Origin of the sequence: Pseudoclavibacter sp. CFCC 14310, from assembly GCF_008831165.1 — a bacterium.
In the GTDB taxonomy this organism is placed as follows: Bacteria; Actinomycetota; Actinomycetes; order Actinomycetales; family Microbacteriaceae; genus Pseudoclavibacter_A.
On record NZ_WBKC01000002.1, the window covers coordinates 738022 to 761132 of the forward strand.

Annotated in this window: 18 protein-coding genes; 6 read left to right on the forward strand and 12 right to left on the reverse strand. The window is 65.5% G+C overall.

Translation table 11 applies throughout. The features are described from left to right. Positions 1–5: 5 nt before the first annotated feature. Positions 6–2390, forward strand: a complete 2385-nt coding sequence (gene ppsA, locus F8O06_RS07190; RefSeq protein ID WP_158038155.1) for a phosphoenolpyruvate synthase — start codon at positions 6–8, stop codon at positions 2388–2390. 110 nt (positions 2391–2500) lie between these two features. Here the strand turns inward: ppsA and F8O06_RS07195 are convergent, their stop codons facing one another. From F8O06_RS07195 to F8O06_RS07205, 3 genes are all read right to left on the reverse strand, one after another. After that, positions 2501–3343 carry an HpcH/HpaI aldolase/citrate lyase family protein gene (locus F8O06_RS07195; RefSeq protein ID WP_192496718.1) on the reverse strand — a complete coding sequence of 281 codons (843 nt, stop codon included), beginning with the start codon at positions 3341–3343 and terminating at the stop codon, positions 2501–2503. 100 nt (positions 3344–3443) lie between these two features. Then, a complete protein-coding gene (locus F8O06_RS07200) occupies positions 3444–5981 on the reverse strand; it encodes a glycoside hydrolase family 65 protein (protein ID WP_158038156.1) in 2538 nt (845 codons plus the stop codon). Beyond that, complete coding sequence (locus F8O06_RS07205; protein WP_158038157.1) at positions 5978–6766, reverse strand: HAD family hydrolase; 789 nt, start codon at positions 6764–6766, stop codon at positions 5978–5980. Before F8O06_RS07205 ends, F8O06_RS07200 begins: the two co-directional genes overlap by 4 nt. A gap of 366 nt (positions 6767–7132) precedes the next feature. Here F8O06_RS07205 and F8O06_RS07210 point away from each other — a divergent pair, with 366 nt between their 5' ends. Continuing rightward, positions 7133–9493: a glycosyltransferase family 2 protein gene (locus F8O06_RS07210; RefSeq protein WP_158038158.1), complete on the forward strand. Its 2361-nt coding sequence runs from the start codon at positions 7133–7135 to the stop codon at positions 9491–9493. Between the two features lie 25 nt (positions 9494–9518). On the opposite strand, the gene F8O06_RS07215 is transcribed toward F8O06_RS07210, so the two are convergent. Then, entirely contained in the window at positions 9519–10541 is a 1023-nt protein-coding gene (locus tag F8O06_RS07215) for a glycoside hydrolase family 26 protein (protein ID WP_192496884.1), read from the reverse strand. Between the two features lie 44 nt (positions 10542–10585). Between F8O06_RS07215 and F8O06_RS07220 the strand changes: the two genes are divergently transcribed. Then, entirely contained in the window at positions 10586–11812 is a 1227-nt protein-coding gene (locus F8O06_RS07220; protein WP_158038160.1) for a glycoside hydrolase family 26 protein, read from the forward strand. Positions 11813–12005: 193 nt separating this feature from the next. Here the strand turns inward: F8O06_RS07220 and F8O06_RS07225 are convergent, their stop codons facing one another. From F8O06_RS07225 to F8O06_RS07235, 3 genes are all read right to left on the reverse strand, one after another. Then, positions 12006–12539: a carboxymuconolactone decarboxylase family protein gene (locus tag F8O06_RS07225; RefSeq protein ID WP_158038161.1), complete on the reverse strand. Its 534-nt coding sequence runs from the start codon at positions 12537–12539 to the stop codon at positions 12006–12008. Further along, complete coding sequence (locus F8O06_RS07230; RefSeq protein ID WP_158038162.1) at positions 12539–13120, reverse strand: peroxiredoxin; 582 nt, start codon at positions 13118–13120, stop codon at positions 12539–12541. The genes F8O06_RS07225 and F8O06_RS07230 overlap by 1 nt, the downstream gene beginning before the upstream one ends. A gap of 214 nt (positions 13121–13334) precedes the next feature. Continuing rightward, entirely contained in the window at positions 13335–15974 is a 2640-nt protein-coding gene (locus F8O06_RS07235; RefSeq protein ID WP_158038163.1) for a DEAD/DEAH box helicase, read from the reverse strand. A 46-nt stretch (positions 15975–16020) separates the two neighbouring features. On the opposite strand from F8O06_RS07235, the gene F8O06_RS07240 reads away from it, so the two are divergent. Beyond that, entirely contained in the window at positions 16021–16551 is a 531-nt protein-coding gene (locus F8O06_RS07240) for an NUDIX domain-containing protein (protein WP_158038164.1), read from the forward strand. 9 nt (positions 16552–16560) lie between these two features. Here the strand turns inward: F8O06_RS07240 and F8O06_RS07245 are convergent, their stop codons facing one another. Next, positions 16561–17316 carry a glutamate racemase gene (locus tag F8O06_RS07245; RefSeq protein ID WP_192496885.1) on the reverse strand — a complete coding sequence of 252 codons (756 nt, stop codon included), beginning with the start codon at positions 17314–17316 and terminating at the stop codon, positions 16561–16563. A gap of 78 nt (positions 17317–17394) precedes the next feature. Here F8O06_RS07245 and F8O06_RS07250 point away from each other — a divergent pair, with 78 nt between their 5' ends. Beyond that, a complete protein-coding gene (locus tag F8O06_RS07250; RefSeq protein WP_158038166.1) occupies positions 17395–18336 on the forward strand; it encodes a Ppx/GppA phosphatase family protein in 942 nt (313 codons plus the stop codon). Positions 18337–18426: 90 nt separating this feature from the next. Here F8O06_RS07250 and F8O06_RS07255 read toward each other — a convergent pair whose 3' ends face one another. From F8O06_RS07255 to F8O06_RS07265, 3 genes are all read right to left on the reverse strand, one after another. After that, positions 18427–19242 carry a hydroxymethylpyrimidine/phosphomethylpyrimidine kinase gene (locus tag F8O06_RS07255; RefSeq protein WP_225733434.1) on the reverse strand — a complete coding sequence of 272 codons (816 nt, stop codon included), beginning with the start codon at positions 19240–19242 and terminating at the stop codon, positions 18427–18429. A 36-nt stretch (positions 19243–19278) separates the two neighbouring features. Beyond that, complete coding sequence (locus F8O06_RS07260; protein ID WP_158038168.1) at positions 19279–19896, reverse strand: IMPACT family protein; 618 nt, start codon at positions 19894–19896, stop codon at positions 19279–19281. Between the two features lie 216 nt (positions 19897–20112). Beyond that, on the reverse strand, positions 20113–21264 hold the full coding sequence (locus F8O06_RS07265) for a sensor histidine kinase (protein ID WP_158038169.1): 1152 nt from the start codon (positions 21262–21264) through the stop codon (positions 20113–20115). A 151-nt stretch (positions 21265–21415) separates the two neighbouring features. Here F8O06_RS07265 and F8O06_RS07270 point away from each other — a divergent pair, with 151 nt between their 5' ends. Beyond that, positions 21416–22069 (forward strand): response regulator, encoded by a 654-nt coding sequence (locus tag F8O06_RS07270; protein ID WP_225733435.1) that lies wholly within the window; start codon positions 21416–21418, stop codon positions 22067–22069. A 63-nt stretch (positions 22070–22132) separates the two neighbouring features. On the opposite strand, the gene F8O06_RS07275 is transcribed toward F8O06_RS07270, so the two are convergent. Then, the gene (locus F8O06_RS07275; protein ID WP_158038170.1) at positions 22133–23086 is read right to left on the reverse strand and encodes an MYG1 family protein; all 954 of its coding nucleotides are present in this window, start codon (positions 23084–23086) and stop codon (positions 22133–22135) included. Between the last annotated feature and the right edge of the window lie 25 nt (positions 23087–23111).

Below are 23111 nucleotides of genomic sequence, written 5' to 3' on the forward strand. Positions count from 1 at the left end.
GACCAGTGTCAGAAAACGTCCTGTGGTTCACCGAGGCCGGCCTCGATGACATCGACAAAGTCGGCGGCAAGAACGCTTCGTTGGGTGAGCTGATTCAGAACCTCTCATCGGCAGGCGTCAACGTTCCCGAGGGTTTCGCCACGACCTCGGCTGCGTTCCACACCTTCCTCGACGAGTCGGGTGTGCGTGACTACATCTTCAAGACCCTTGCCGATCTCGATGCGGATGACGTGGTTGCCCTGGCTGCGGCCGGCAAAGACATCCGTGCGAAGGTTCGCGACACGCCGTTCCCCTCGGCACTCGAGGCCGACATCCGCAGCGCCTTCGACACGCTGACCGGATCATATGACGATCCCACGGCCGTCTCGTTCGCCGTGCGCTCTTCTGCCACCGCAGAGGATCTGCCCGACGCCTCGTTCGCCGGTCAGCAGGAGACCTTTCTGAACGTGCGTGGCATCGACCACATTCTGGCCGCCATCAAAGAGGTGTTCGCGTCGCTCTACAACGACCGCGCGATCGCCTACCGCGTGCACAACGACTACAGCCATGAAGACGTCGCGCTGTCGGCGGGCATCCAGCGAATGGTGCGCTCCGACATCGGCGCCTCCGGTGTGATGTTCACTCTCGACACTGAGTCGGGCTTCGACGACGCGGTGTTCATCACCAGCGCGTTCGGCCTCGGCGAGGGCGTCGTGCAGGGTGCCGTCAACCCCGACGAGTTCTACGTGTACAAGCCGGCGCTGCGTGCCGGCCGACCGGCCATTCTCAAGCGCTCTGTCGGCGGCAAGGCGCTGAAGATGATCTACACCGACGACCAGACCGTCGGTCGCAGCACCGAGTTCGTCGACGTCGCCGAGCCAGACCGTCTCAGGCTCAGCCTGACCGACGACGAGGTGCAGGAGCTGGCCCGGCATGCACTTGCCATCGAAGAGCACTATGGGCGCCCGATGGATATCGAGTGGGGCAAAGACGGGGTCGACGGCCGCATCTACGTGCTGCAGGCCCGGCCTGAGACGGTGCGCTCGCGCGACGACTCATCGGCACTCGAGCGCTTCAGCATCGGCGAAGAGGGCAAGGGCGACGTGCTGATCGAGGGTCGTGCCATCGGTCAGCGCATCGGCGCCGGGCCGGTGCGCGTCATGCACTCGCTCGATCAGATGGTCGACTTCGTCGAGGGCGAAGTGCTCGTCGCAGACATCACCGACCCTGACTGGGAGCCGATCATGAAGCGCGCCAGCGCCATCGTGACGAACCGCGGCGGGCGCACCTGCCACGCCGCGATCATCGCGCGCGAGCTCGGCATCCCCGCTGTCGTCGGCACCGGCGACGCCACGCACGCCCTCGCCGACGGCAGATCGGTCACCGTCTCCTGCGCCGAGGGCGAGACCGGATTCGTCTACGACGGCATCGCCGACTTCGAGCTCAAGCGCACAGAACTCGATCACATGCCTGAGATCCCGGTCAAGGTCATGATGAACGTCGGCACGCCTGATCAGGCCTTCAGCTTCGCGAAGCTGCCGAACGCCGGAGTCGGTCTCGCCCGACTCGAATTCATCGTCAACCGCCAGGTGGGCATCCACCCGCGCGCGCTGCTGGAACTGGACGACCAGGAGCCCGCGCTCAAAGCCGAGATCGAGAAGCGCATCGCGGCATACGAGAGCCCCACCGACTACTTCGTCAAACGCGTGGCCGAGGGCGTCTCGATGATCGCTGCGGCGTTCGCCCCCAAGCCCGTGGTCGTGCGCATGAGCGACTTCAAGTCGAACGAATACGCCAACCTGGTCGGCGGAGCGCGCTACGAACCCCATGAAGAGAACCCGATGCTCGGCTGGCGCGGTGCCTCGCGCTATGTCTCGCCTGACTTCCGGGCCTGCTTCGAACTCGAGTGCCGGGCCATGAAGTTCGTGCGCGACGAGATCGGGCTCACCAACGTGAAGCTGATGGTGCCGTTCGTGCGCACGGTCGAAGAGGCCAGAAACGTCATCGAGCTGATGGAGCACAACGGGCTGAAGCGCGGCGAGAACGGCCTCGAGATCTACATGATGTGCGAGATCCCGAGCAATGCGCTGCTCGCCGACGAGTTCCTCGAGTACTTCGACGGCTTCTCGATCGGTTCGAACGACATGACGCAGCTGTCGCTCGGCCTCGACCGTGACTCGTCACTGGTCGCCGACGAGTTCGACGAGCGCAACCCGGCGGTCAAGAAGCTGCTGGCAATGGCGATCGAGCACTGCAATGCAGCCGGCAAGTACGTCGGCATCTGCGGTCAGGGCCCGAGCGATCACCCGGATCTTGCCGAGTGGCTGCTTGATCAGCACATCGTTTCGATGTCGCTGAACCCCGATACGGTCGTCGACACGTGGCTGCGTCTGGCCGAACACCAGAAGTGATCATGTGCCCGGTGTCGTGCTGAGCGTCAGGCTCGTCACGACACCGGAGCAGAAGGGCCGGCGCACTTCGTGCGCCGGCCCTTCTGCATCTGTGCGGGACGTCTGTTCGATCAGCTGTTCCACAGACCGAACGACGCGGCGAGGCGGCTGATCTTCTTCGCACGAGACAGTCGCGGCAGGTAGCTGCCGTCAGCTCCCCCATCGCCCTGTGCGTCTTTGTCGAGCAGGTCGCGCGCCCAAGCGATCTCAGACTGCGTGGGTGCGAGGTGATCGTTGATCTGGGCCGTCTGCTGCGGCTTGAGCACCAGTTTGCCGGTCATGCCCATCTCAGCCGTGACCTGGCAGGCCGCCGTGATCACGGCGGGGTCGTCGCTGAGCACAGGCCCGTCGATGGGCCCGGGCAGCTCGCCGACGCGCGAAGCCACCACAAGACGTGAGCGTGCGTACGCGAGTGCCAAGGCGGTGTTGCCCGCCCCGGTGTCTCGCCGAAAGTCGCCCACGCCGAAGGCGAGCCGAAAGGTTCCCGGGGCCTTTGCGATGAACGGCGCGTTCTCGACGCCCAGGCCGCTCTCGAGCAGCGCCACCACCGGTGTGCCCGGGTTGAGACCCTGCCCGGTGAGTGCGACCTGCTCAGCGGTCTCGGTCTTGGCAAGCATGACGCCGCGCAGTCCCTCGGCGCCACGCAGCGCGTCGAGGTCACGGTGCCACAGCTCGCTGCCTGCCGGGTTGATGCGCACCCACGCGCTCATCCCGTTGTTCAGTGCGTCGGCTGCCAGTGCGCGAGCGGCGTCTTTGCCCTCGTCTGGAATGCCGTCTTCGATGTCGAAGACGACGGAGTCTGCCTCACTCGCCAGTGCGTCGAGCAGCGACTGCTCGTCATGTGGCGGCGCGAGAAGCCAGCTTCGCGAGAGTTTGGCCGGAAGATTTGCCGCACGTTCGTTTCGAATGCCCATACCAGCCATGCTAGTCATGCGCCGACGTTTTGGCGTGTCTCACCGAGTTCCGACGCAGCGACATATACGACTCGGAGCATACGCACCTCGATTCGTCGGCTCAGGCGCTGACCGACCCGTGCACGATCGGAATCTCGCTCGTCACCACGGGGATCGACGTCGTGAGCAGCGTGCCGTCCTCACGCCGGAAGCCCTCGAGCTGATCGATGTCCGGCTCGCCCTCGATGATCGGCCCCTGGCCGTCGAGCACCACCGAGACCGGCTCACCGGCTCGCACCACGAAACGCTGTGCCCGCACCCAGAAGGTCAGCTGCGTTCCCTCCTCGACCTCGGCGAAGAACGTGTCTCGCGTGACGGTGAAGCGCACCCGTGTGCCGGCCTGCGCCAGCGGGAACGAGAGCTCCTGCCACCCGGCAGGCAGCCGAGGGTCGAAGCGCAGCACGCCGCCGACGTCGCGCAGACCGCCGAAGCCGCTGACGATGGTGCTCCAGATGCCTCCGGCGGATGCGATGTGGGCACCGTCCTCCGTGTTGCGGTGCAGGTTGTCGAGGTCGGTGAACAGCGAGCACATGAAGTGGTCGTAGGCGAGCTCCTGGTAGCCGACCTCGGCGGCGACGATCGACTGCACGCCTGCAGAGAGTGTGGAGTCTCCGGTGGTCAGCGGCTCGTAGTACTCGAAGTCTGCGCGCTTCTCGGCGTCGCTGAACAGATCGCTGCGCAGGTAGAGGGCGAGTACGACGTCTGCCTGTTTGACCACCTGGAACCGATAAATCACCAGCGGATGAAAGTGCAGCAGCAGCGGTCGCTGCTCGGGCGGGGTGTTCTCGACGTCCCAGATCTCGCGATTGAGAAACTGCTCGTCTTGAGGGTGGATGCCGAAGTGCTCGTCGAAGGGCAGCTCCATACGATCGGCGATCAGCTCCCAACGGCGGATCTCGTCGTCGGTGACGGCGAGCCGTTCGCGAGCGCGCAGCGCGTCGTCAGGGCGCAGCTGGGAGATCTGCTCAAGCGCGCTCACCGCATAGCGCAGATTGAACTGCGCCATGGCGTTCGTGAACAGGTTGTTGTTGACGACGGTGGTGTACTCGTCAGGCCCTGTGACGCCATGGATGTTGAAGCTGCGCTCTCCGTTCTTCCCTCGCCAGAACCCCAGCGAAGCCCACATGCGCGCGGTCTCGACCACCACGTCGATCGCCTCGCGTGCGAGAAACTCGTAGTCGCTCGTCGCCCCCATGTACTTCGCGATTGCATAGGTGATGTCGGCATCGAGGTGATACTGCGCGGTGCCTGCGGCGTAGTAGGCCGATGACTCCTCGCCGTTGATGGTGCGCCACGGAAAGAGCGCCCCTTCGACGCCGAGCTGCTCGGCGCGCTGTCGGGCCTGTGGCAGCATCTGCACGCGAAAACGCAGGGCGTTGCGGGCGACGTCAGGGTTGGTATACGAGAGAAACGGCAGCACGAACACCTCTGTGTCCCAGAAGTAATGGCCGCTGTATCCCGACCCGGTGAGGCCTTTGGCCGGCACACCCCATCCTTCGGCACGTGCAGAGGCCTGAATGAGCTGGAAGAGATTCCAGCGCACCGCCTGCTGGATCACCGGCTGCCCAGGAATGCGCACGTCTGACCGCTCCCAGAACGCGTCGAGCCAGCGTCGCTGCTGCCGACGCAGCCCGTCGGCCCCGTACTCGTGTGCCCGTGACAGGCTGCGCACGCAGCGATCGACGAGCTCCTGCACGGGATACCCGTTCGACGTGTGATACGTCACGAACTTGGTCACCGTCGTGGGCACTCCCTCGCGCGCATCCACCTCGAACACGTTGCGGGCGAGGTCGTCGGTGATGGTGTGCGAACTTCGATACGCGTTGCGCGTCTCGATGAGGTGATCGGCTGCCACCGCGATCGTCTGGCCTGATTCGGCCACGCGGTAGCCGAGCACGCTGCGCTGATCGTTCTGCATGCGATAGCGCGGCAGGAACACTCGGTGCTCGAACTGCTTCGCCTTGCGCGGCTCGATCCCTTTGCCCAGCGCATGCTGGCGCACGCCGAAGTCGTCTTCGCCATCCTGCCGATTCATGATCTGACACGAGATCGCGATGGGGGCATCCCCTTCGAGCATCGTCACTGTGAGGGTTAGCAGCGCCAGGTGACGCTGCGTGAACGAGACCAGACGCGACGATGTGATGCGCACTCGTTTGCCGGCCGGGGTTCGCCAGACCACATCGCGGGTGAGCTGCCCGGTGCGAAAGTCAAGACGACGGTGGTAGTCGACGATCTCGGCCTTGTCCGGTATGAACGGCTCATCGTCGACGTAGACGCGAATCGGCCGCGCGTCGGGAGCGTTGATCATGCTCTGCCCGACCTTGGCGAATCCGAAGGCCTCTTCGGCGTGACGAATCTCCCAGGTCTCGTGCAGCCCGCTCACATACGTGCCCTGCTCGTAGCTGGAGCGTCCCTCTGAGAAGTTGCCGCGAAAGCCGATGTATCCGTTCGACACGGCGAACAGCGTCTCGGTGATGCCGATGTCGTCAACGTTGAAGCGATCTTCGCGCAGCCCCCACTCGTCGATGCGAAATCGCGTTCGGTCGATGTCGGTCGGGCTCCACTCGCGCCCCAACGCGAGACGTCCGGATGTCGTCATGCGTGCTTCCTCTCGCCCGTTTCACTCTGTTCTGCGGATGACTCGGCTGATGTTGGCAGTTCGTCATCGGTCTCGATGAGCTCGGCGAGATCAGTGACGACCACGTCCGCGCCGTGCTCGCGAAGCGCGGCGGCACCGGCTCCGCGGTCGACACCGACCACGAGGCCGAACCCGCCGGCACGCCCCGAGGCCACTCCCGAGAGCGCATCCTCGACGACGACGGCATGACGCGGATCGACCTGCAGACGACGTGCGGCCTCGAGATACGTGTCGGGGGCGGGCTTGCCGGCGAGCCCGCGCTCAGCCGCGTAGGCGCCGTCGACGATCACCGAAAAACGCTGCAGCAGCCCCGCGGCCTCGAGCACACGTCGGGCGTTGCGCGAACTGGAGACCACGGCGACGGAAGTGCCCCGGCGCTGCAACGCGTCGAGCAGTGCCCTCGACCCCGGATAGGCTTCGACGCCGTCACGGGCGAGCACCTCGGTGAAGAGCTCGTTCTTGAGATTGCCCAGTGCACAGACCGTGCTGAACCCCGGAGCGTCGGTTGGCGCACCCTCGTCGAGGGTCACCCCTCGAGAAGCGAGCACCGCCGCCACCCCGGCATAGCGTGGGCGCCCGTCGACGAACCGAAGATAGTCGTCTGTCGTGTAAGGGCGTTCGACGCCGAAGTGTGCGAACGCGCGCTCGAAGAGCTGACTCCAGGCACGCTCGTGCACCAGCGCCGTCGGCGTCAGCACGCCGTCAAGGTCGAAGAGCACTGCCTGACACTGTTGATTGGTCGTCACCCTGTCAAGACTAGCGACGTCGCGAGCTCGTTGTGTCGCCGATCATTTCACTCAATGGTTACATCCATGTCTTCGGCTGTGCACAGTGGGCAAAGTACTTTGGGGCGAAAGCACGCGCTCGTCGGCAGTCCCCAACCGCACTGACCGCTTCTCTCGTTCCATCCGCAGTCTGACCGCCTGATCTCCGTCAGGGGGCGCCCCCGTCCCGTGGGCGTCTTCTTGTGGCCGCTGAATCGACGATGACACCGTGTGAGCCTCTGCTCCCGGCGATCCGTCGACAGGCTCCCGGCACCTGCCGCTCTACGGCTGACAGGCGCCGCGCTCTCATCTGATTCCAGCCTTGATCCTGCCGTGGAGGCGTCCATTATGTCCCCTTCCAGACTGCTGTTCGCACGTCTCATCGCCGTTCTCGTCGCGGGGTTCGGCACCGCATACATCGTCTGGCGGTGGTCGGAGACCATCGCCTGGTCTGCTGCATGGCTCGCAGTTCCGCTGGTGGTCGCCGAGACCTACTACCTCTCGGAGTCGCTGCTCTACGCGCTGACGATTTGGAATGCCAGAGAACGTCCACGTCCGCCTGCCGCTCCCCCGGGGCGCACCGTCGACGTGTTCATCACGACGTACGACGAGCCGCTCGGGCTCGTTCTGCGCACGGCGATCGCCGCCAAGAAGATTCGATACCCGCATCACACCTGGATTCTGGACGACGGGGACCGCCCCGAGTTCCGTCTGGCTGCGCGACGCATCGGTGTCGGATACATCACGCGAGGCCCGGAGTGGCAGGGCCGGCCCCGTCTCGCCAAGGCCGGCAACATCAACAACGCCCTGTTTCGCACAGATGGAGAGTTCTTCGCCGTGCTCGACGCCGATCAGGTGCCTGAGCCCTCGTTCCTGGACGCCGTGCTCGGGTATTTCACCGACGACCGCGTCGCCTTCGTGCAGACTCCCCAAGAGTTCTGGAACATCGGGCGGCGCGACCCGCTCGGCAGCAGAGCCGAGCTCTTCTACGGCCCGATCCAGCAGGGCAAGGACGGCTGGGACGCCGCCTTCTTCTGCGGCTCCAACGCGGTGCTGCGTCGCGAAGCGGTGATGGCTCTGGGACTCAAGCGCATTCCCTCACGCGCCCGGGTGCGCATCCACCGGCATCTGCGTCGGTCCCGGCATCGGCTGACGGCGCTTCGCAGGTCGGTGCGGGCCACCGACCAGGCTGCCGCATATGTGCTCGCAGACGTGCTGTCTGCGATCGATGAGGCTGCCGGCTCACTTCGGCGGGCACAGCCGTTGGCGGCCGTCGTGCTGCGATTCCGTGCTTGTGTGCGCACGGCGTGCAGCATGGAGGCCATTCTTCCCCTCGAGGTGGCTGAGGCGATCGACGCCGTGCAGCAGCGCATGACCGTCACACGCAGCGATGCTGCGCTCGCCGTGCAGCCGGTGCGCACCACCTCGATCACCGAGGATATGGCGACGGCCATGCATCTGCATGCACTCGGCTGGTCCAGCGTCTTCCACGACGAGGTGTTGGTGCGCGGGCTGGCGCCCGAGCATATTCGCGACGCTCTCGCTCAACGGCACCGCTGGGCGACCGGCACGATGCAGGTGTTCTTCACGCAGAATCCGCTGGTCGTGCGCGGGCTGTCTATCGGGCAGCGGCTCATGTATCTCGCCACCATGACCAGCTACCTCAGCGGCTTCGCTGCGGTGGCTCTGTTGAGCGCTCCGATCGTGTTTCTCACCCTCGGCATCGCACCGATGGAGGCGAGTGCGATCGATTTCGCCGTGCGCTTCATGCCGCTCTTCGTGCTCTGCCAGCTGCTGTTCATCGTCACAGGCTGGCGTCGTCGAGGGCTGTGGCGAGGTCAGCAGATGTCGATCGCGCTCTTCCCCACCTGGATGCGCGCCTCGGTCGACGGCGTGCTCTCTGCCCTCATCGGCCGTCCGGTGCAGTTCGCCGTCACTCCCAAGTCGGCCGACGGAGCCGCTCGTGGTGGATTCCGCGTGGTCATGCCGCAGCTGGTGGCGCTGTCGCTGCTGCTCGTAGCGGGTCTGATCGGCGGGGTTCGCCTGATCATCGGAGCAACCGATCTTCAGGCGTCGCTGCTGGCCTTCGGCTGGACGGCTCTGGACGTCGTTCTGCTCTCGGTCGTGGTTCCAGCGGCGATCTATCGCGGGCCGAATCCGAATGCCGTGCGAGAGCCCTCGCCTGCTGAGGACGCACTGTTCGCCGATCTGGTGGCCGCGGCGGCGAGCAGGCAGGACGCTGCCGCGGCGACCCGAGACGCGTGTGTCTCAGAAACTGCGACAGCACTGTGCGGGCCGATCTCGGACCGAGCCGATGCGGTGGTCTTCACTCCGGATGCGATGACGCTCGATTCTCGTGCCGCCCTGCGACTGCGCAATGAGGTCGCCGGGTTCCTGAGCGAAGACCGTCTGGTGCTCATCGACGTCTCCGAGGTTCGGAAGGTCACGCCGGCGGGGCTGGCGGGAATGCTGCAGCTGCTGCATCTCGTCCGGGCCGAGGGAGCAGACCTGCGCCTGTTCGGGCTGTCGGCGGCCATGCGCAGTGCGCACGAGGCCTACCGGCTCGATCTGCTGACGCCGATACATCGGCAGGAGGCTGACGCCCTGCGTTGGAACCCTGCGCCGGCAGTCGCTCAGCCGCGGGGGCGCCGTCGACAGCCGTCTCTCACCGCACGACACGCGAGCACACGGAGGAACGATGTCAGATGAGTGCGGCGGCGGCCGACCGACGCATTCAGGCGAGTTCGCTGAGCGCCTGCCGAAACGCCGCAGCGCTCTCGGGGCTGGAGTCGATGCGCCAGTCTCGTTCTTTGTCCATCTGGAACCAGATGATCCCCAAGAGGCGCTCCTGTCTCGCGCTCAGCCGCATCAGAGAGTCGATCCACGCGGCTTTGCGCCGGGTGGCGCTGGTGTCCTCTGCGGAACCCGTCTCCGAGATCAGCAGCGGCGCCGTCGTCTCCAACGCTCTCAGCTCGTCGAGCGACGCCCCGAACAGCTCCGCCGGCTCGGTCCAGTGGTGCCCTTCGCCGTCGCCCCAGTTGTACCCGCTCACCCCGATGAGGTCGACGGTCTCGGCACCGGGAAAGGTGTCGGAAATCGGGGTCGTCACGCCGCTCACCTTGACGTTCGGCGACCAGAGCATCTGCACGTTGTCGGCTCTGTGCTCGGCCAGTATCCGATCGAGCCGGTGCCAGACCCGCACGTACTCTTCGGCGGTGTTGCCGTTGACGCCGACAGCCCACGGATACCAGTTCGCGTTCATCTCGTGGCCAAAGCGCAGGATGATCGGCGCCTCGACGACGGCCAGCGCCTGCGCCCAGCGGTGCAGAGCGACGTCATGGTCTCCGGCGGCCAGCGTGCGCAGTGCGTACGACGGCTGATCGACGCCTGCCCCGGGCTGCCAGGGCTCCAGCGCCACGACCGGGGTGGCTCCCTGAGCGAAGTCTGCACGGATGCCGTCGACCGGCACCGGATCGTCCAGCGCTGCGAATCGCATGAGGTAGTCAGGCGTGTCACCGGCCACTTCGGTCACGTGTGCATAGTCGCTCGACGCCTGCCCGTCGTGCGGCAGGAAGACGCCCCAAGTCAGATCGTGCCGAGCACTGGTCGGTGCGGTCTCCGACTCCCCGCGCTCTGCCGGTGCACCCTTGGGCGATGCGGCGCATCCCATCGCCATCACGGTGACCGCCATCACGCCGGCGGCTGCAGACAGCACAGACTGACGTCGACCTTTTCCAGTCTTCCTGTTGCTCGGCATTCCGGGCCTCCTGACCGCCGCATCCGATTGCATTGGAGTCTGACATGAACACCTCTGAGAATCGACCCCGCAGACTTGGTCGAACACGCGCATCCGTCGTCGTTCCTGTCGTCTTGATGGCGCTGTCCGCCACAGGAATCACTCTGGGAATGCGGCAGGCGCTTCCGCCCGAGCCCACTGCGGCTCAGTGCGCGATCACTGATCGAGACCTGCTCGACAGCACCGATGACGGCGTGCTGCTGGGCGTGAACCTCGATTGGGAGGCCAAGTCATTGGCCGAGCACGGCAAGTCGCTGTCGCATGACCCCGCAGTCGTCGTTCAGTTCACGGATATTCCCTATGATGACGAGACGTGGCAGCATACCGTCGAGGCGGCCGCCCAGGTCAGAGCGACCGGCGGGGCGCTGCTTCTCACTTTGGAACCGCACGGCGGCCTCACCACGCTCAGCGAACCAGTCGTCGACAAGCTGGTCGCCGACCTCGCATTCCTCAATGCGTCGGGCGTGCCGGTGATCGTCAGGCTGGCCCATGAGATGAACGGCTCCTGGTACGCCTGGGGCCAGCAGCCGACGGCGTACCGTGAGGTCTTTCGGCGCGTCGCCGAGGCCGTCTACGACGGTGCCCCCGGAAGCTCGATGATGTGGGCTCCGAACTACGGCGGCGGCTATCCCTTCGTCGGCGGCCAGTTCGCCGCGGTTCCGGGCAGTGTCGATCACCACCTTCTCGACACTGACGGCGACGGCACGATCACCATGCATGACGACCCGTATGCCCCCTACTATCCGGGCGATGACGTCGTCGACTGGGCGGGAGTCTCGCTCTATCACTGGGGCAATCAGCGCCCTTGGGGCGACAACGACCCGCTGATCGAGAGAACGAAGTTCACCGATATGCTCACCGGCACATATCAGGGCACAGCTGGCGACGACTCGGCTCTGCCAGATTTCTACGCGGTCTACGGCGAGCAGCACGGCAAGCCCATCGGCATTCCCGAGACGGCAGCCATCTACACGCCGTCACGTGGCGGAGCCGACGAGCTGACGGTCAAGCAGGCGTGGTGGAACCAGGTGTTCGACGACTCCGTGCATGAGCAGTATCCACAGATCCGCATGATCAACTGGTTCGAGTGGCGCAAGTTCGAGATCGAGATCAACGACACCGTCGACTGGCGGGCTGCCGGGTCCGATGAGACGCGGGATGCGTTCCTTGCTGATCTGCCCGACTGGCTGCTGTACTCGTCTGCGCTCGGCACCTGCCGCGCTGGCCGGTGATCGGAGCCCGAACCGAAGCACCTCGGCCGGTGAAGAGCCGTGTGGCTCACCCGCAGATGAGGAAGGGGCCGGCACCGCATTATGCGGGCCGGCCCCTTCCAGCTGCAGCCGGGAAGACTCACGCCGAGAGCGTGCGGTCAGACTTCTGCTGACCTTCGCGTCTGAGGTTCGTCCTGTGGCTCAGGCAGCCGGATCAGATCTCCACTGCCTCGGCGAGCGTGATCGCCTGGCCGATGCCCGCCATCACCGCAGCGATGCGCAGCGTCTCGAAGACCTGCTCACGAGAGATGCCCTCGCGACGCACGGTCGCCTCATGAGCGTCGAGGCACTGCTCGCACCCGTTGATCGCCGATACGGCCAGCGACCAGAGTTCGAAGTCGGCCTTGTCGACGCCTCCTGCAGACCCGATGATGTTCATGCGCAGGCCCGCACGCAGATCGTCATAGGTGCCGTGCAGAAAGTGACGGGCACGGTAGAACACGTTGTTCATGCCCATGATCGAGGCCGCACCGAGCGCCGCTTTCAGCGCCGTCTCGTCGAGATGCTCTTTGGCCTCGCCGACGACCTCGACGATGACCGACTCGACTCTCGTCGCCGCAGCCGTGGCCGCCATCGCGCCCCAGAGCTGCTGCTCGGTCAGCGTCGAATCGCGCAGCAGCGTGCCGATGTTGAGTTTGAGGTCTTTGGCGTAGTCCGGCAGTGCGTTCTTCAGGTTCTCGATGGTCATCAGTGCACCAGTTCGTGGAACGCGTCGATGGTGGCTGCGCCCTTCTGCCAGTTGCAGGCGCAGAGTTCGTCAGACTGCAGCGCGTCGAGCTGACGCAGCACCTCGTCGGTGTTGCGCCCGACCGAGCCTGCGTCGACCATGACGAACTGCACCATGTTGTTCGGGTCGATGATGAAGGTGGCGCGGTCGGCCACACCGTCTTTGTTCAGCACACCGGTGGCTGTGACCAGCTCGCGCTTGATGTCGCTGGCCATCACGAAAGGCAGATCGCGCAGGTCTTCGTGCGAACGACGCCATGCGTAGTGCGTGTACTCGTTGTCGACCGAAGCGCCGATGACGACGGTGTCCCGATCTGCGAAGTCATCGTGCAGCTTGCCGAAGGCCGCGATCTCCGTCGGGCAGACGAACGTGAAGTCTTTCGGCCAGAAGAAGACGACACGCCACTTGCCGGGGTTGTCCTTCGACGAGACCGTCGTGAAGAAGTCTTCCGGCTTGTTCGCCTCGACCTTGCTCAGATCACCGGGCACCACACCCGTGAGCTCGTAATCGGGAAACTGATCGCCGATCGTCAGTACAGACATTCCGTGTTCCTCCATCTCTGCGGCACGGCATCACTCTGCACGACGCCGCGCCAAGGCGGCCCGATTGGGTCGTCGACTTATTTTGTCTGACTCAAATATACCGCATCTGTCGGAGAGTGACGACACGAACACGACGGACATACGGTGCACGGCTCCCGATCTGAGTCTGCGGGTGCAGCCGTCATGACGCTGGACGAGCTCACGCGCCGCAGGATCAGACCTCGTGCATGGCGAGCGTGCGCACCACGGCCTCTCCGGCCTCGTCCGAGGCGTCGAGATCGACCTCAGCGGTGATCTGCCAGTCGTGGTTCTCCTCCGGGTCTTCGAGCCGCTGCCGCACCGTCCACACTCGGGGGTTCGTCTCATCGATCTCGAGCAGGCGAGGGCTGCGTGCCTTGGCGTCGAAGCCGATCGCGTCGTACTGCTCACGATATCGGTCGAGCGCCTGCTGCCAGCCGGCAGCGTCCAGGCCGCCGTGCTCGGCATCCGCCGCCGCCAGATCATCGACACGCCAGAAAGCGGCAAGCTGAACTCGCCGGAACATCTCGTTGCGCACCAGCACGATGAAACCGCGACGGTTGTCGGTGAGTCGCGGCGGGTTGGCCGGAAGAGCCCCGGGGCGCAGCGACTGCTCGGCATCGCGGGCGAGCTGCTCGGCATCGGGATGCGCGAGCTGCTCCCATTCGTCGATCAGGCTGGAGTCGACCTGCCGCACCAGCACGCCGAGCCATTCGATGATCGTTGTGAGCGCCTCGTCTTTCCTGCTCTCGGGCACGGTGTGCGACAGCGCGCGGAAGGCATCAGAGAGATAGCGCAGCACGACCCCCTCGGAGCGCTGCAGATCGTAGAAGCCGATGACGTCGCGAAAGTCCATTGCCCGCTCGAACATGTCGCGCACCACCGACTTCGGCCGAAGCTCTTCGTCGGCAGCCCACGGCACCGACTGCAGGTACTGGTCGAAAGCCGCGCTCAGCAGCTCGTCGAGCGGCTTAGGCCATTCGATCTGCTCGATGATCTCCATGCGCTCGTCGTACTCGACGCCCTCGGCCTTCAGCTCGGCGATCGCCGCACCGCGCGCCTTCTTCTGCTGCGCGACCAGCACGACTCGGGGGTTCTCGAGAGTGGCCTCGATGATCGAGACCACGTCGAGTGCATAGGTCTCGCTCTCGGGGTCGAGCAGCTCGAGCGCCGCCAGAGCGAACGGCGACAGCGGCTGGTCGAGCGCGACCTGCTCGCCCACTCCGTCGGCGAGACGAATCACCAGGCGCCCGTCGTCGAAGCGCTTCTGCTCGACGACGCCCGCAGCGCGCAGGGTTCGATAGATCTGCAGGGCGCGTCGGGCCAGGGCGTACTTGTTCTCAAGCGGCTCGGCGCTGTCGAAGATGAGCGATCGCACCCGGGCGAAGACATCGCCGCCGAAGGCGATCGCGTTGAGCAGGATGCCATGGGTGATGCGCATCTGCGAGCGCAGGGGCTCCGGTTGGGCCGCGATCAGCTTCTGAAAGCTGGGCTCGCCCCAGCTCACCATGCCCGCAGGCGCCTTCTTGCGCATGACCTTGCGGCGCTTCTTCGGGTCGTCGGCGTACTTCTTCGAGATCTTCGCATTCTCGATCTCGTGCTCGGGGGCCTGCGCGATGACGTCGCCCTCGGTGTCGAATCCGGCTCGCCCGGCACGGCCTGCGATCTGGTGGAACTCACGAGCCGTGAGATGACGCTGACGCACCCCGTCGAACTTGGTGAGACCGGTGAACAGCACGGTGTGAATGGGCACGTTGATGCCGACGCCCAATGTGTCTGTGCCGCAGATGACGGCGAGCAGCCCCTGTTGCGACAGCTGCTCGACCAGCCGCCGATAGCGTGGCAGCATGCCCGCATGGTGCACGCCGATGCCAGCGCGCACCAGCCGCGACAGCGTCTTGCCGAATCCTGTGGTGAAGCGGAAGTCTCCGAGCGCCTCTTTGATGCGGTCACGACGCTCACGTCCGACCAGACCGGCGTTGACCAGCCCCTGCGCGGTCTCGATCGCCGCCGCCTGTGCGAAGTGCACGACGTAGATCGGTTCGCGACGCGAATGCATCAGCTCTTCGGCGAGCTCGTGCAGCGGCGTCAGCGAATATTCGAAGTGCAGCGGCACCGGCCGCTCGGCGTCGTCGACGAGGGCGACTGGGCGATCGGTGCGGCGGGCCAGGTCGGCTCGCAGCCCACTCACGTCGCCGAGAGTGGCCGACATCAGTAGAAAGCGCGCATCGGCGAGCAGCAGCAGCGGAACCTGCCAGGCCCATCCGCGTTCGCTGTCGCCGTAGTAGTGGAACTCGTCCATCACGACGGTGTCGAGACCCGCCCGGTCGCCGTCGCGCAGTGCCTGGTTGGCCACGATCTCGGCCGTGCAGCAGATCACGTCGGCGTCGCTGTTCACTGCGGAGTCACCGGTGAGCATGCCGACGCGATCTGCGCCGAAGATCTCGATCATGTCGAAGAACTTCTCGCTGACCAGAGCCTTGATCGGGGCGGTGTAGGCAGCCCGTCCGCCACGCCACAGCGCGAGGAAGATCGCTCCGATGGCAACCAGCGACTTGCCCGAGCCGGTCGGCGTGGCGAGGATCACATGTGCGTCACCGGCAAGCTCGAGCACGGCCTCCTGCTGATGCTCATAGGGCTCGATGCCTCGTGCGCTCACCCAGTCGAAGAACTGCTCGAATGCGGCGTCCAGATCGTCGCGATCGCGATCGGGCGTCAGCCGTTCGGCCAGCGACGGCACCGTCGGCCCGTCGGCGTCACCGCCGTTCGCGCGTACAGCGTCATCGCGCTGCACATCGTCGAAAGCGGCATCGGTGTCAGAAGTCTGGTCAGCCATCACGTTCAGTCTAGGGGTGGCCGCCGACGGCCAGTAGACTGACGCCATGAGCGACCTGAACCAGCACCCCAGTGACCGGAGTCAGTATCTGCAGCCGGCGCCCGACGGCTATGTGGTTCGAGATTCGGGTGACGCCTGGGTCACCGGGCCTGACGGCAGCAGGTATTGGGGGCGGTTCGGAGCGGCCGGACTGCTCGCCCATGACACCGACCGCGGCGTCCTCATGCAGCACCGAGTCGAGTGGAGTCACTTCGGCGGCACCTGGGGCATTCCCGGCGGCGCTCGCCGCGAGGGCGAGACTGCCCTGCAGGCCGCCCTCCGCGAATCCGGCGAGGAGGCCGGAGTGCCGAGCGACGCGATCGACCCCATCACCGAGCACCGATACGACTTGGGCTTCTGGTCGTACGTCACCGTGCTCGCCCGCGTCACACGGCCGTTCGACGCGGTGCGCTCCGACGCCGAGAGCCTCGAGGTCGCCTGGATCCCGCTGACGCAGGTCGCCCGTCTCGAGCTGCATCCCGGGTTCGCCAAGGCCTGGCCTGACCTGCAGCGCACGCTGCTCGAGCATCAGATCTGAGCAGAACCGCTACAGGACGATGTGCTCCGCCCACGTCAGTTCGGCGGCGTCTCGAACGCCAGCCGCAGCGAAGGCGGCGTCGTCAGAGAACTCTGCGACCGACGCATCCGCCGGCACCTTGAGCCGACGCAGGGTCTGTCGTGCGACGGCCTCGGCGCTGTCGAGCAGCACCGTTCCAGGCGGCAGTGCAGAGGCGATCACGTCGGCGACCAACGGGTAGTGCGTGCAGCCCAGCACCACGGCCGGCACTCGGGGCGTGCGCGAGACGGCGTCCTGAACAGCCGCCTCGATGCGGTCGGCGTCTGCGTGCTCGATCGCATCGGCAAGGCCATGGCTGCCGACGATGTCGACCTGCTTCGTACCGGCGAACACCTGCACCAGGTCGGCGAGGTAGTCGCTGTGCGCAGTCGTCTCGGTCGCCCAGACCGCGAAGTGGTCGAATCGCTGTGCAGCCGGTTTCACTGCCGGCACGGTCGCGATGATGGGGATGCGCGGCTCGAACTGGTCGCGCAGCGGCTCCCGTGCCACGATGCTCGCGGTGTTGCAGGCCAGCGCGATGCCTTGGGCACCGGCGTCTCGGGCCCGACGGGCCATGGCGAAGACGCGTTCGACGACGTCTCCGGGGTCGCGTTCGCCCCACGGCGAACCGGCCGGGTCGGTCATCAGCAGCACACGCAGGTCGGGGGCCAGACGGTGGATCCACTGTGCGGTGGGCAGCAGCCCCTTTCCGGAGTCGATCAGCGCAACGCATTTCTCGGTAGACACGCTGTGCATTCTACGCCGCGGCGCTTCGACGCCAGCGCCGATTGCACGCAGGCGCACGTCGCACACTAGGCTTGACGCATGCGCCTTGGGGTTCTTGATGTCGGATCGAACACCGTTCACATGGTCGTGGTGGATGCCCACCCCGGCGCAAACCCGTCACCGTACTCGACGCATAAGTCCGTACTGCGTCTGATGCGGTATCTGACGGCAGACGGTTCGATCAGCGATGAGGGCGTCGACCATCTCGTGACCTCGATCGCACAGGCCGTCGCGAGCGCACGGGCAGAGAAGGTGCACGACCTCGTGGCCATCGCCACGTCGGCGGTGCGCGAGGCGACCAACGGCCCCGCAGTGCTCGAACACATCGAGAACGAGACCGGCGTGCACCTGCGGGTACTCGACGGAGAGGACGAGGCACGGCTGACGTTTCTGGCGGTACGCCGCTGGTTCGGCTGGTCGTCGGGCACGATCATGCTCATCGACATCGGCGGCGGGTCGCTCGAGATGGCGATCGGCCCCTCGGAGTATCCGATCTCGGCACGTTCGGTGCCGCTCGGCGCAGGTCGCAGCACGATCGGCTATCTGCATGACGACCCTCCGACCAAAGATCAGATTCGTCGGCTGCGTCGCCATGCCTTCGAGCTGGTGTCCGACGCGGCAGACGTGTTCGCCGAGATGCCGCGCCCAGACCATGTGGTCGGCAGCTCGAAGACCATCCGATCCCTCGCACGACTGGCCGGCGAGACGCACACGCACGGCAACATCTCGTCACAGTGGCTGAAGCGCAGCGATCTCAAGAAGTGGCTGCCGAAGCTCGCGGAGCTGCCTGCCGATCAGCGGCAGAGCCTGCGCGGCATCACCGCTGACCGGGCCTTCCAAATCGTCGGCGGCGGCATCGTTCTGCATCAGACCATGAAGGCGCTCGATGTGGACGAGCTGCAGGTGAGCCCCTGGGCGCTGCGCGAAGGCGTGATTCTGCGCTACCTCGACTCGCTGGAGCAGGGCGGCTCAGATCTCTGATCTGCCGACCGAGACGCTGAGGGCCTCGTGCGCTCTGCGTGCACGCGGCCCTCAGCCCTGCGATGGCCGGTGACGGCCGTCAGATCGACGTCAGTTCGCCGCACCCTGCCAGAGCACATCGAACGGGGCGTTCGACTCGACGCGCCCCTTGATGCCTGCGGTCACGAAGTCCTTCGCACGATGTGCGGCTTCGAGCGGGCTGTCCCCGAGAGCAAGGCCAGCCGTCACGGCGGCCGCGAGAGAGCATCCCGCGCCGGCCACCACATGCTCGCCGACTTTGGGCACGCGGAGCACCTCGAGCGTGGTGCCGTCGTAGAACACGTCGATCGCGTCGGGGCCGGGAATGCGGACGCCTCCCTTGGCGAGCACCGCCGCGCCGCTCTTGTCGTAGATGCGCTTGGCCGCCTCGACGAGGTCCTGCTCGCCGTCGATGCGGGCCATGCCCGAGAGCTGTTCGCTCTCGAAGTGGTTCGGGGTGACGAACGTGGCGAGAGGCAGCACCTTCTCGGTCAGCGCGGTGTCGATGTCAAGCGCGGCGCCGGGTTCCTGCCCTTTGCAGATCAGCACGGGATCGAGCACGACGTTCTGGTACGAGCGCTCGGTCAGCGCGGCGGCCACACGGTCGATGGTCGGTGTGGTGCCCAGCATGCCGACCTTCACGGTCTTCAGCTGATCAGGGCCGTACGCTGCGGTGATCGCCTCGATCTGATCGCTGATCACCTGCGGCTCGACCGGCACGAACCGGTGGCTCCAGTTGTTCTTAGGGTCGAACGAGACGATGCAGGTCAGTGCGATGGAGCCGAAGACTCCGAGCTGCTGAAAGGTCTTCAGGTCGGCCTGGGCTCCGGCGCCTCCGGTGGCCTCAGAGCCCGCGATGGTCATGGCGAATGCAGGTGTCGATGGCATGCAGAGTATTCTACGCGCGACACGCATGGTCGATGTTCACATCAGCCGACGGTCGGTGACGACGCCGCGCACCCGACCCGCGGTGACCTGCACCAGGTGGGCGAGTGCGTCATCCGCCTCTGCGAGCGGCACGCCCAATCGCAGGGTCACCGACGCTTCCCAGACAGCACCGATCTGTGCCCAGCCGCGCTGACGAGCCGCGCGCTGCACAATGGCCGCATCGTGGTGTGCAGCAGCAACCTCGATGACCGCGCACTCGCGCACTTCGCGCAGCGACGCCCGGTCGATCGCGACTGTGGCGGCCTCGCGATATGCACGGGCGAGGCCGCCCGTGCCGAGCAGGATCCCGCCGAAATACCGGGTCACCACACAGACGACGTGCCCGAGACCAGCGCTCTGCAGCGCGTCGAGAATCGGGCGGCCCGCGGTGCCCGACGGCTCGCCGTCGTCATTGGTGCGCAGGATGTCGGCTCGTTCGCCGACGATGAAGGCACTGCAGTGGTGCCTGGCCTGTGGATGCGCCGAGCGCGCCTGCGCGATGGCTGCCCGAGCCTCCGTCTCGCTCTCGACCGAGACGAGCCTGCTGAGAAAGCGCGAGCGCTGCACCAGGATCTCACCATCGACCGGCAGTGACGGGGTCAGGAAATGCGTCATGTGGCGATGATACCGCCGGGTCTGAGACGCCAAGAGAAAGAGAGGGCCGCCTGCTGACATGCAGCGAAGCGGCCCAACCGGCTCCCCCCGGATTGTGCACGCCAAGCGCTCACAGCCGACACCTCGAGATTACCAAGCAGGTCTTCGTCAGCCGAACGGGTTGCCGAGAATGGATACCAAAGTATGCATACAGACGCGCTGACCGTGCGCTTGGCGTCAGAACAGCGGGATCACCACGCGCAGACTCCAGCGTTCTCCGTCAGCAGTCGCTGAGAGTTCCCCGCCGAGCGTCTCGACTCGGGCAGAGAGTCGGTCGAGCCCCAAATGCGTCGACTCGTCGAGGTCATCGTCGACGACGCCGACGGAGTTCGTGAGCAGACCCGTGACAGAGGCACCTTGGCGCACGATGTCAATGGCTACCGTCGGTGCCGGGCCGGCGTGCCTGACGATGTTGGTCGTCGCCTCTCGGATCACGCGCACCAGAGTGCTGGCCACTGCCGGCGGAAGACTCTCGAGGCCTTCCGTGCGGCTGTTCACCGTGGCTCCGATCGACTCCAGCTCGACCTGTGCGGTGCGCGCAGCTGCTGCGACGTCGGTTCCCAACGGCTGATCATCGACGAGTTCGTCGGTTCGAACCGTGTTCAGCAGCCTGCGGATGTCGGCGAGCGACCGTGTGGCGCTGCCCTTGATCACGGCCAGTGACTCCCGATTCACCTCGGGATCGTCCATGGCCTCCATGACCCGCGCATGCATGGCGATGAGCGTCACGTCATGGGCGAGGATGTCATGCAGCTCCGAAGTGATGCGCTCGCGCTCCGCAGCGACGGCCTGCACTCGCTCCGTTTCGTTGCGGGACGCAGCGTCTGCAAGCTCGACCGAGCGAAAATAGGCTCGCCTGGCGCCGACGCCGATCAACGCAGAGACGAGGGCGATGAAGGCCAGCGCGAATGGCCCCAGGCTCGTGAGTGTTCCCGCCTGTGCGTTGGCGATGACGCCCACGGCGGTGATCACCGCCACATGCGTCCAGAGACACCACCGCGGGCAGGCGTAGACGACGAGCCCGATCGTCGCGGCGGCGAAGAGCAGATATCCGCCCGGAGACAGCATGACCGCCTGTGCGAAGACCAGTGCCGCCAGCGATATCGCGGCGGCGACCGGAGCCAGAGCGAACAGCGGAAGCATCAGCACCATCGCCAGTTCGAGGAGCTGCTGCTGCCAGGAGGTCATCGAGTCAGAGACGAAGCTGATGCTCTCCAAGGCGATGACGCCCACAGCGATGACCACCAGGGCGAGACTTCCCCACCGCGGCAGACGCGCGCGCGGCTGGTCTGTCTGCAATCGAAAGACCTGATGGTTCGAAGAGCTCACACCACCATTGTCGCCCACAGCGCATGAAACGGCCGCCTCGAGCCTGTCTGACGACGAATGGACATGACGATACACCGCGGAACCGAGCACTGATACATACCAAAGTACTGACTTGGCAGAGGCCTGAACTCGTTGAACGTACGATGATCTCGTGAATCAGATCCGCGTGGCCGTCGTCGACGACGAAGCACTCGTGCGGCATGCGCTTCGCATGTTCATCGGGCTGGACTCCTCCCTCACCCTCGTCGCCGAGGGAGCCACCGGCCTCGACGCCATCGCGCTGGCCAAACGCCACATGCCCGACGTCATCCTGATGGACACCCAGATGCCTCAGATGTCGGGCATCGACGCCACCAAGGCGATCACCCGTCTGCCCGTGGTCATGCGAGTGCTGATGCTGACGACGTTCTCGTCAGACCGACATGTCATCCCCGCCCTGCGCGCCGGGGCGTCTGGCTACTTGGTGAAAGACACCGAACCGCGCGACATCATCCGCGCTGTGCACGAGGTGTACGAAGGCCGACCGGTGCTCTCTCCCTCGATCTCGCAGGAACTCGTCGCCAAGGTCGCTTCGGCCCCTGACCCTCGCGACGACGTGGCTCGCGAACCGCTGACCGCCCGCGAACTCGATATCGTGAGGCTCATCGCGCAGGGCAGGAGCAACGCTGAGATCGCTCACGAACTGCATCTGGCTGAGCCAACCGTCAAGGCGGCGATCGGACGCATCCTGCGCAAATGGAGTGTGCGCGATCGCGTGCAGGCCCTGATCTACGCAGTGTCGAACGGGATCGTCGACCTGTCGTAGCCGGCCCGGCGCACATGGGGCACCGGCGCAGATTGCGCTCGGCGCCGCCAGCCGGGCGGAGCTCTACTCGGCGGCAGTCACGCCGTCTTCTGCGTCAGCTGCGACCAGCTCCTGCTTCGCTGTGCGGTCGAACTCCGCAGACTCGGGCTGCTCAAGCGCCTGTTTCAGCATCTTGAGCGCGCCTTCTTTGGTCTTCGCCGCACCGATGAACCCCACTTTGTGCGTGAACACGACGTCGGGCACCCCAGTCAGTTCGGCGAGGTGCTCTTGATCAGCACCGCGCCAGGCTTCAGGCAGCAGCACGCGAGATTCGAAGCTCGCAGAGTCGACCTGCACGGTCTTGATAGCCCAGTCGCCGTTGGCATTGGGAAAGACCACGAACTGCAGCAGAGGCTGCTTGCTCGCGATGCCGCCGTGCGGCACGAACTGGTCGAGTACGACGTACCGCGGATCAGGAGTCTGGTCATAGGCACGGGAAAAGTAGCGCTTGCCCTCGATGGCGTCACGAGATTTGAGCAGCAGACGCTTGAGCAGGTGTGTGGCCACCTTGACTGCGACCATGAACTGCTCGTCGAAGTCTTCTTCGCCGACCAGTGTGACCGGGTTGAACCAGCCCAGCACCTCGCTGATCTCGATGGGGCGAGCACGAAAGTCGTTCAGGGTGTAGAGGTCCTGTCCGTTGTCGCCCGCATCGATGCACTGCACCAGGCTGCGGTCGATGCGCTTCCAGACGTCTTCGTCCCCGTCGCAGAACTCCATGCCGTAGTGCTGCCAGAGCAGCCCGAACGCCGAGTAGAGAATGCCGTTGTCGCGTGCGCCGGAGGTCTTCTGGTGATGGTCGAAGCGCAGCTTCTTCGGGTCGTAGACGCCGCCCACGTCGAGCACGATGTCTGCACTGTCGAGCACCTTCGGATCTCGCGAGCGCACCACCGTGGCGTCTGGGTAGAGCTGAAGAAGCAGTGTGACGCCGAAGACGTCGTCTGCGTGGAATTTGCCGTTGTGCGTTGCGATGATCACGCCGTACATTCTACGCACTCGTCCG

Bases quoted from the DNA above. Each gene is read 5' to 3' on its own strand.
- F8O06_RS07230 (WP_158038162.1), bottom strand. From the start codon at position 13,120: ATGTCTGTACTGACGATCGGCGATCAGTTTCCCGATTACGAGCTCACG.
- F8O06_RS07255 (WP_225733434.1), bottom strand. From the start codon at position 19,242: ATGCCATCGACACCTGCATTCGCCATGACCATCGCGGGCTCTGAGGCC.
- F8O06_RS07200 (WP_158038156.1), bottom strand. From the start codon at position 5,981: ATGACGACATCCGGACGTCTCGCGTTGGGGCGCGAGTGGAGCCCGACC.
- F8O06_RS07250 (WP_158038166.1), top strand. From the start codon at position 17,395: ATGCGCCTTGGGGTTCTTGATGTCGGATCGAACACCGTTCACATGGTC.
- F8O06_RS07225 (WP_158038161.1), bottom strand. From the start codon at position 12,539: ATGACCATCGAGAACCTGAAGAACGCACTGCCGGACTACGCCAAAGAC.
- F8O06_RS07210 (WP_158038158.1), top strand. From the start codon at position 7,133: ATGTCCCCTTCCAGACTGCTGTTCGCACGTCTCATCGCCGTTCTCGTC.
- F8O06_RS07240 (WP_158038164.1), top strand. From the start codon at position 16,021: ATGAGCGACCTGAACCAGCACCCCAGTGACCGGAGTCAGTATCTGCAG.
- F8O06_RS07215 (WP_192496884.1), bottom strand. From the start codon at position 10,541: ATGCCGAGCAACAGGAAGACTGGAAAAGGTCGACGTCAGTCTGTGCTG.
- F8O06_RS07195 (WP_192496718.1), bottom strand. From the start codon at position 3,343: ATGGGCATTCGAAACGAACGTGCGGCAAATCTTCCGGCCAAACTCTCG.
- F8O06_RS07220 (WP_158038160.1), top strand. From the start codon at position 10,586: ATGAACACCTCTGAGAATCGACCCCGCAGACTTGGTCGAACACGCGCA.
- F8O06_RS07260 (WP_158038168.1), bottom strand. From the start codon at position 19,896: ATGACGCATTTCCTGACCCCGTCACTGCCGGTCGATGGTGAGATCCTG.
- F8O06_RS07235 (WP_158038163.1), bottom strand. From the start codon at position 15,974: ATGGCTGACCAGACTTCTGACACCGATGCCGCTTTCGACGATGTGCAG.